The sequence below is a fragment of the Hydrogenophaga sp. genome (assembly GCF_026125785.1).
GTDB lineage: Bacteria > Pseudomonadota > Gammaproteobacteria > Burkholderiales > Burkholderiaceae_C > Hydrogenophaga.
On record NZ_JAHCKL010000039.1, the window covers coordinates 1 to 8,082 of the forward strand.

The following is an 8,082-nucleotide window of genomic DNA, read 5'->3' on the forward strand; positions in this document are numbered from 1 at the left end:
GTCAGTTGATTGGCCATGGTTCTCTTATTGTGTTGTTTTGCTCAGTGGCGTCTTTACAGCGCTTGCGCGGGCCAGCGCTGGCTGGCGACTTTGCTAATTTCGTGCTGCAGTTGTTCGACTTCTTGTTCGAGGAAGCACAGCCTCTCGAAATCCATGCAAGCGGCGTACTGTTCATCAACTGTTGGAACCGGAACTTGAAAGATGTTGAGCAGTGTGCTTGGACTGATGTGTTTCACGCCGGCGCCCACCTGCAATCCTTCCAGTTGCGCCTGTCCATGCGGAGACCTCAGGTACATCAACAAGTACTGTGCATTGACCTTCTCAGACGTCACTCTGAGCGCCAGACAACTTTGAGAGACCACTGTGGGCCGCTGAAGCACTGCTTCACCCATGAGCGCCGCTTTGCCCACGGTTCCCTTGATGGTTATCACAATGTCGCCTGGCTGGAGACGGGCACTGTCTAAGGAAGCTCCTTTGAGGTAAACGGTCTTATCGATGCACTCGGTCAACGGTCGCCATTGAGTCAGGTCTTGCAGCCCCACCTCGGCCACTTCATAAGGGGTTGACTCCTTGACGGTCGTTGGTGGGCGCAAGGCAGTACAGATGTCACCCAACGGCTTGGCTGTGGCGCCCAGGTCTGTCACCCGACGCAGATACCGCGAGGGTGCAAAGCTGTATTCGTTCTGCTCAATTTCCGCTCGGCTCACATAACAGGCTTTGTCGGTTTCGGTCCGGCCCAAGGCAAGGTCCCGACCCGCAGCGACCATTTGCCCCGCCTCCAGGAGAGAACGACGACCGCTACCCAGGTCCACCATGCGGATTGCGTCTGTGTGTCCACCAGGATTGAGGACCAAGACCGCTCCGGCGATGGTTGCTGCACTGAAAACGCCTGACGGGAGAGCAATCACGGACTCAAGCTCGGTGCATTCGCCTCCCCGATTCAGCAGGTACTCCCGCAGGCGTTGTTCTTGCCCTTTGGCAAACAGAACCCCCTGAGGCGCGACGAACACAGCCCGCCTGTTGGTCCGGTTCATGAATTCGTGGATGGCCCATGACTCGCTGCGGGCGTACTGGTCGAGACTCAGACCACCACTGGTGTCCCACATGCTCAGTCGACTCCCTTTGACTGACAAGCCAAAGGGAGGCTTGACAAGCGCGTAGTTGGCCTTGCCCACCGGCCGACCCGCCACATCACGGTCGACCTCCCTGCGCACCTTGTGGTCGTTGGGGTGTCCAAACTCGATGGTCATCAAAAGTTGGGCCATCACTGACAAGACAGACATGGGAGATGCCGCTTGCACCCGCCAGCCCCGGCGCAGAGCTTCGATAGTGAGCTGCCCGGAAAAGTCAAAAGGAATCCAGAGCTCACTGCCATCGGGCTCACCCACAAGGTCCAGCAGCAGCGCAACCAGTTCGGGTTCGAGCAGCATGTCCACCCCGTCGAACTCTTTGCGTCCACTGTGCGCGACCAGACTCGGCAAGACGTCCCAAGGGTACGTGCCAAGTTCTCGATGGAGCTCAGCAACAGTTGAGGCGGCCAGGGCGCGCAACTTCAACTCTTGAGCAGTGGTGCTTGACCGGTTCATGGGCACCACGTCGAGTGCCCCCGATGGAAAGCCAGATTCGACCAGGTGTCCCCAGGCTTCCGACTTTGCAAGTTGGTCAACGGTCGTATTTTTCGGGGCGGTTCCTGTTGCCACCATGCGTCCAGCGGCCAGCCAGGTCAGGGCGAAGAATCTTGATTCGCTTCGACCCTCGGCTCGCGCCAAGTCGGTAAGTGCTCTATAGGCCCGGGCTACAGGCGTGTCTTCTTTGGTCATGTTCTTATGAGTTTCAAGCAAAGCGGTGGCCAAGGGTGATAACGGTCGGGTCCTCCGTGCTCACGACGGCGTAGACCCCGGCGAGGGCTTCAACTTGCGGTGTCTTGCCGACCGCACGTCTGAGTGAGGCCATGGCTTTTTCCGTCATGAGGTAGCGCTGACCGCCGTGTCCGTCAAACTCGCGCTCGCCATACGCCAACACCAGCCGGACCGAATTCTGGTCAATGCCACGTTGCTGGGCACGCATGTCTGCATGACGCGAAAGTTGCGCCTTGAGCTGGCGTTTGGCCAGATAATGTTGATTGCCGTAGGTCATGACATTTCAAAATAGGACGTGGATGGGAACTGTAGCGTGCTACGGATAAAATGCAAGCTCAAAAAATAGCCGACTTAGTCTGTCGGCTATTGGTGGGGCTAGCGGGCCCGCCTCATGCACCTGGGCGGGAGGGACATCAACTGACAAGTCGAGCCCCATAGGTTTCTCAACTTATGGGCCTCAATTTCTCAGCTTATGGGGTCACCTACAGCAAACCTCACACATCAATATTCCCCGCCCGCAGCGCATTCGTCTCGATGAAGTCGCGCCGTGGTTCCACTTCATCGCCCATCAGCATGGTGAACACGCGGTCGGCTTCGATGGCGTCGTCGATCTGTACCTTGAGCAGGCGGCGCACGTTGGGGTCCATGGTGGTTTCCCAGAGTTGCTCGGGGTTCATTTCGCCCAGGCCTTTGTAGCGCTGGCGGCTGGTGGTGCGTTCGGCTTCGCTGATGAGCCAGCGCATGGCCTGGCGGAAGTCGGTGACGCGTTCTTCCTTCTGCTTGTCGCCTTCGCCGCGCATGACCTTGGCGCCTTCACCGAGCAGGCCGCGGAAGGTGTCGGCGGCGGTGGCGAGGGCGGCGTAGTCGGCGCCGTGCACGAAGTCCTGCGTGAGCACGCTGCTCTTGATGTTGCCGTGGTGTCGGCGGCTGATGCGCAGGATGGGCTTGTCGCTGCGTTCGTCAAATTCGGCCGCCACTTCGGCGGGCACGCCGGTGGTGGTGAGTTCGCGCAGCTTGGCCTGCAGGGCGACGGCGCTGGTTTCGGCTTCGGCCACGCTGTCCAGGTTGAGCGAAACGCCGTCGGCGATGGCGCGCAGGGCTTCGGCGTCCATGAAGCTGGAGAGGCGCGCGATCACGCTCTCGGCCACCTGGTGCTTGCGCGCGAGGTCGGCCAGTGAGTCGCCCGCGAGGACGGACGGCGCCGGGCCGCCGGTGGAGACGGAGGCGTCCTTGAGCGCGACGCGCAGCAGGAAGCCGTCCAGCGCCGGGCCGTCCTTGAGGTAGAGCTCTTCCTTGCCGGCCTTGACCTTGTACAGCGGCGGCTGCGCGATGTAGATGTGCCCGCGCTCCACCAGCTCGGGCATCTGGCGGTAGAAGAAGGTCAGCAGCAGGGTGCGGATGTGGGCGCCGTCCACGTCGGCGTCGGTCATGATGATGATGCGGTGGTAGCGCAGCTTGGCGACGTTGAAGTCATCCGCACCGCCGTTGCCATTGCCGCCTTCACCACCGGCCTTGCCGATGCCGGTGCCCAGCGCGGTGATGAGGGTGAGGATTTCGTTGGAGGTCAGCAGCTTCTCGTAGCGCGCCTTCTCCACGTTGAGGATCTTGCCGCGCAGCGGCAGGATCGCCTGGAACTTGCGGTCGCGGCCCTGTTTGGCGCTGCCCCCGGCGGAGTCGCCCTCCACGATGTAGATCTCGCACAGCGCGGGGTCTTTCTCCTGGCAGTCGGCCAGCTTGCCGGGCAGGCCCATGCCGTCGAGCACGCCCTTGCGGCGCGTCATCTCGCGCGCCTTGCGCGCGGCTTCGCGGGCACGCGCGGCCTCGACGATCTTGCCGCAGATGATCTTGGCGTCGTTCGGGCGTTCCTGCAGGTAGTCGGTGAGCAGGCGGGCGACCACGTCTTCCACCGGGCCGCGCACTTCGCTGGAGACCAGCTTGTCCTTGGTCTGGCTGCTGAACTTGGGTTCGGGCACCTTCACGCTGAGCACGCAGCACAGGCCCTCGCGCATGTCGTCGCCAGTGACTTCGACCTTGGCCTTCTTGGCCAGCTCGTTCTCTTCGATGTACTTGTTGATGACGCGCGTCATGGCCGCGCGCAGGCCGGTGAGGTGGGTACCACCGTCGCGCTGCGGGATGTTGTTGGTGAAGCACAGCACCTGCTCGTTGTAGCCGCTGTTCCACTGCATGGCCACTTCCACGCCGATGTTGGTGCCCTGGTCGCTCTGGCGGTCGCCCAGCGCGTGGAACACATTGGGGTGCAGGACGGTCTTGCCCTTGTTGATGAAATCAACGAAGCCCTTGACGCCACCGGCGCCGGAAAAGTCGTCCTCCTTGCCGCTGCGCTCGTCCTTGAGGCGGATGCGCACACCGTTGTTGAGGAAGCTCAGTTCGCGCAGCCGCTTGGACAGGATCTCGTAGTGGAAGTCGGCGTTCTCGCGGAAGATCTCGTAGTCGGGCAGGAAATGCACCTCGGTGCCGCGCTTCTCGGTCGGGCCGGTCACGCGCAGCGGAGAGATCTCGATGCCCTCGGGCGTGGTTTCCAGCAGGCGGTTCTGCACGAAGCCGCGTGCGAACTCGATCTGGTGCACCTTGCCCTCGCGGCGCACCGTCAGGCGCAGCCACTGCGAGAGCGCGTTCACGCAGCTCACGCCCACGCCGTGCAGGCCGCCCGACACCTTGTAGCTGTTCTGGTTGAACTTGCCGCCCGCGTGCAGTTCGGTCAGCGCGATCTCGGCGGCCGAGCGCTTGGGCTCGTGCTTGTCGTCCATCTTCACACCGGTGGGAATGCCGCGGCCGTTGTCCACCACGCTGATGGAGTTGTCGGTGTGGATCGTCACCACGATGTCGTCGCAGTGGCCGGCCAGCGCCTCGTCGATGGAGTTGTCCACCACCTCGAACACCAGGTGGTGCAGGCCGGTGCCGTCGGACGTATCGCCGATGTACATGCCCGGGCGCTTGCGCACCGCCTCCAGGCCCTCCAGGATCTGGATGGCCCCCTCGCCATAGCCCTCGCTCGCGCCCGCCTGGTGGGCGTCGATGGTGGGCTGGAAATTGGAGCTTTCGGCTTGGGCCGCGCCGGTGTTGATGATTTCGGCGGGCTTGTTGGCGTCGGACATGATGAAGTTTCTCGATCTCAGTAAACGCCAAACCCGCGGTGTGCGCGGGTTTGGAAGGCGGTATCAACCAGGGTTCTGGTGTCAGATCCGCATGGGCATGACGACGTACTTGAACGCGTTGTCGTCGGGGTTGGTCACCAGCGCGGAGCTGTTGCCGTCGGAAAGCTCGACCCGCACCATCTCCTGCGACATGTTCTGCAGCGCGTCGATCAGGTAGGTGACGTTGAAGCCGATCTCGATGGTGTCGCCGGCGTAGTCGATGTCGAGCTCGTCCACCGCCTCTTCCTGCTCCGCGTTGCTGGAGGCCACGCGCAGCACGCCGGGCTCCACGTTCAGGCGCACGCCCTTGAACTTCTCGCTCGTCATGATGGCGGTGCGCTGCAGCGAAGCCAGCAGCGGCGCGCGGCCCAGGGTGACGATGTTCTTGTGGTTCTTGGGAATCACGCGGTTGTAGTCGGGGAACTTGCCCTCGACCAGCTTGGTGACGAACTCCATGCCGTCAAAACTGAACTTGGCCTGGTTGGCGGCGAACTGCATCTCGATCGCGCCCTCCTTGTCCGAGAGCAGGCGCTGCAGTTCCAGCACCGTCTTGCGCGGCAGGATCACCTCCTGCTTGGGCACCTCCACGTCCAGCGTGGCGGAGGCGAACGCCAGGCGGTGACCGTCGGTGGCCACCAGGCTGAGCTGCTGGCCTTCGGCCACGAACAGGATGCCGTTGAGGTAGTAGCGGATGTCGTGCACCGCCATCGCGAACGACACCTGGCTCAGCAGGCTCTTGAGCGTCTTCTGCGGCACCGAGAACACCGGGCCGAAGCTGGGCGACTCCTGCACCAGGGGAAAGTCTTCCGCCGGCATGCTCTGCAGCGTGAAGCGGCTCTTGCCGCCCTTGAGGATGAGCTTGCCGCCGCTGGATTCCAGGCTCACGGTCTGGTCGCCGGGCATGGTGCGCAGGATGTCGATCAGCTTGCGCGCGCCCAGGGTGGTGGCGAAATTGCCGTCGTCGCCCTCCAGTTGCGCGGTGGTGCGGATCTGGATCTCCAGGTCGCTGGTGGTCAGTTGCACCTGAGAACCGGTCTTGCGAAGCAGGACGTTGGCCAGGATCGGCAGGGTGTGCCGTCGCTCCACGATGCCGGCCACCGATTGCAGCGCGGCCAGTACCTTGTCCTGGGTCGATTTCAAAACGATCATGTCAGACTCTTTCGTTCTCTGGTTGTGTGCGGGCCGGGGGTTGCCTCCCCGGAGCTCCCTGTCGTTGTCGGCGCCAAATCCCCGCTATTTTCGCCTTTTTGCGCCCGGGCCCCGCAAAACCGGCCCATCGCCCCGATCGGCAGGAACCCGGGGCGACGAAGGGCCGGCGGCATGGCACGGGCTCATCCCTTGAGCGTCTGTTCCAGCACATGCAACTGCTGGTTCAGTTCGGCGTTCTGCAGCCGCTCCGCGCCGATCTTGCGCACCGCGTGCAGCACCGTGGTGTGGTCACGGCCACCGAACAGCTCGCCGATCTCGGGCAGGCTCTTCTGGGTCAGCTCCTTGGCCAGGAACATGGCGATCTGGCGCGGGCGGGCGATGCTGGCCGGGCGCTTCTTGCTGTACATGTCCGCGACCTTGATCTTGTAGAAATCGGCCACCGTCTTCTGGATGTTCTCCACGCTGATCTGCCGGTTCTGGATCGACAGCAGGTCCTTGAGCGCATCCCGTGCGAGCTGGATCGAGATGTCCTTCTGGTTGAACCGCGAATAGGCCAGGATCTTGCGCAGCGCACCCTCCAGCTCGCGCACGTTGGAGCGCACGTTCTTGGCGACGAAGAACGCCACCTCCTCCGGCATCACCGCGTTCTCCACCGCCGCCTTGTTGATCAGGATGGCCACCCGCATCTCCAGCTCCGGCGGCTCTATCGCCACCGTCAGGCCGGAATCGAAGCGCGAGACCAGGCGTTCGTGGATGTCCGCCAGGCCCTTGGGGTAGGTGTCGCTGGTCAGCACGATATGGCTCTTGCGCGCCAGCAGCGCCTCGAAGGCGTTGAAGAACTCCTCCTGGGTGCGCTCCTTGTTGGCGAAGAACTGCACGTCGTCGATCAGCAACAGGTCCAGCGAGTGGTAGCGCTCCTTGAACTCGTCGAACGTCTTGCGCTGGTAGGACTTGACCACATCCGAGACGAACTGTTCGGCGTGGATGTAAAGAACCTTGGCCTGCGGCCGGTCGGCCAGCAACTGGTTGCCGATCGCGTGAACCAGGTGGGTCTTGCCCAGGCCCACGCCGCCGTAGATGAACAGCGGGTTGTACAACTGCCCCAGGCTGCCCGCCACATGCATCGCCGCGGCCCGCGCCATGCGGTTGGCCGAGCCCTCCACCAGCGTGGCAAAGGTCAGCGCCGGGTTCAGGCGCGACTTCGGGACGCCACCGGGTGCCGCCAGCTCGGCCGGCGCCAGATCGGGCAGCTCGGACAGCACCTGCTCCTGAACTGTACGAACCGCAGAAGAAGATCTGGCAGCCGGCTCCCTGGGAGCAAGCACTAACTCAAGAACGACCGGAGCCCCCTGGACGGACTCCAGCAAGGCCGCGATGCGGGCGGCGTACTGGGTCCGGATCCAGTCCAGCTTGAAGCGGTTGGCCACCGAAACGACTACGCGCGAACGGTCCGGAGCGACCGTCGCGCTCAGCGGGCGGATCCAGGTGTTGAACTGCTGCTCGGGGATGTCCCGGGCCAGCAGGTCCATGCAGGCGGACCAGAGCGAACGGCTGTCTGCCAGCGGCGCGTCGGAAGAAATACCCTCGATCATGCGGTAGGGACGGGAGGAATGCGGGTTGTGGATAAGCGACGCTTGGGCGGCTGGGCATTGTAGTGGCCCCCGGCACTTATCCACAAGCAGGAAAGACGCTGCCGCCACCGCCGGTGCCCGCCGTTCGTCGGCGGGCGACATCGAATACCCCCCTCCGGATAGGCCTGCCTGAGGCCGATTGGCGCAGTTGGTGCGCCCGAATTTGCGATCGGTTCCAGTTTCGCTGGCCCTCGTGTCTGACCCTGTACCCGATTCAGTACCGCTCGGAAGTGGAGATTTCCGGCTCCTCTGAGATCGTCGTTGCAGGCAGCTGCCTGCAACGACCGG

At 63.0% G+C, this 8,082-nt stretch carries 5 protein-coding genes; all 5 read right to left on the reverse strand.

The window, feature by feature from the left end; genetic code table 11:
- Window positions 1-53 precede the first annotated feature (53 nt).
- The 5 genes from KIT53_RS20140 to dnaA all read right to left on the reverse strand — a co-directional run bounded on the left by KIT53_RS20140 (window position 54) and on the right by dnaA (window position 7,755).
- Entirely contained in the window at window positions 54-1,853 is a 1,800-nt protein-coding gene (locus tag KIT53_RS20140) for a type I restriction-modification system subunit M/S (protein ID WP_297756266.1), read from the reverse strand.
- Window positions 1,834-2,136, reverse strand: coding sequence for a DUF4258 domain-containing protein (locus KIT53_RS20145; RefSeq protein ID WP_297756267.1), 303 nt, complete (start codon window positions 2,134-2,136; stop codon window positions 1,834-1,836). Before KIT53_RS20145 ends, KIT53_RS20140 begins: the two co-directional genes overlap by 20 nt.
- A gap of 217 nt (window positions 2,137-2,353) precedes the next feature.
- The gene (gyrB, locus tag KIT53_RS20150) at window positions 2,354-4,975 is read right to left on the reverse strand and encodes a DNA topoisomerase (ATP-hydrolyzing) subunit B (RefSeq protein WP_297756269.1); all 2,622 of its coding nucleotides are present in this window, start codon (window positions 4,973-4,975) and stop codon (window positions 2,354-2,356) included.
- Window positions 4,976-5,056: 81 nt separating this feature from the next.
- On the reverse strand, window positions 5,057-6,163 hold the full coding sequence (gene dnaN / locus KIT53_RS20155) for a DNA polymerase III subunit beta (RefSeq protein WP_297756270.1): 1,107 nt from the start codon (window positions 6,161-6,163) through the stop codon (window positions 5,057-5,059).
- A gap of 182 nt (window positions 6,164-6,345) precedes the next feature.
- Complete coding sequence (gene dnaA / locus KIT53_RS20160; protein ID WP_297756272.1) at window positions 6,346-7,755, reverse strand: chromosomal replication initiator protein DnaA; 1,410 nt, start codon at window positions 7,753-7,755, stop codon at window positions 6,346-6,348.
- Window positions 7,756-8,082 lie beyond the last annotated feature (327 nt).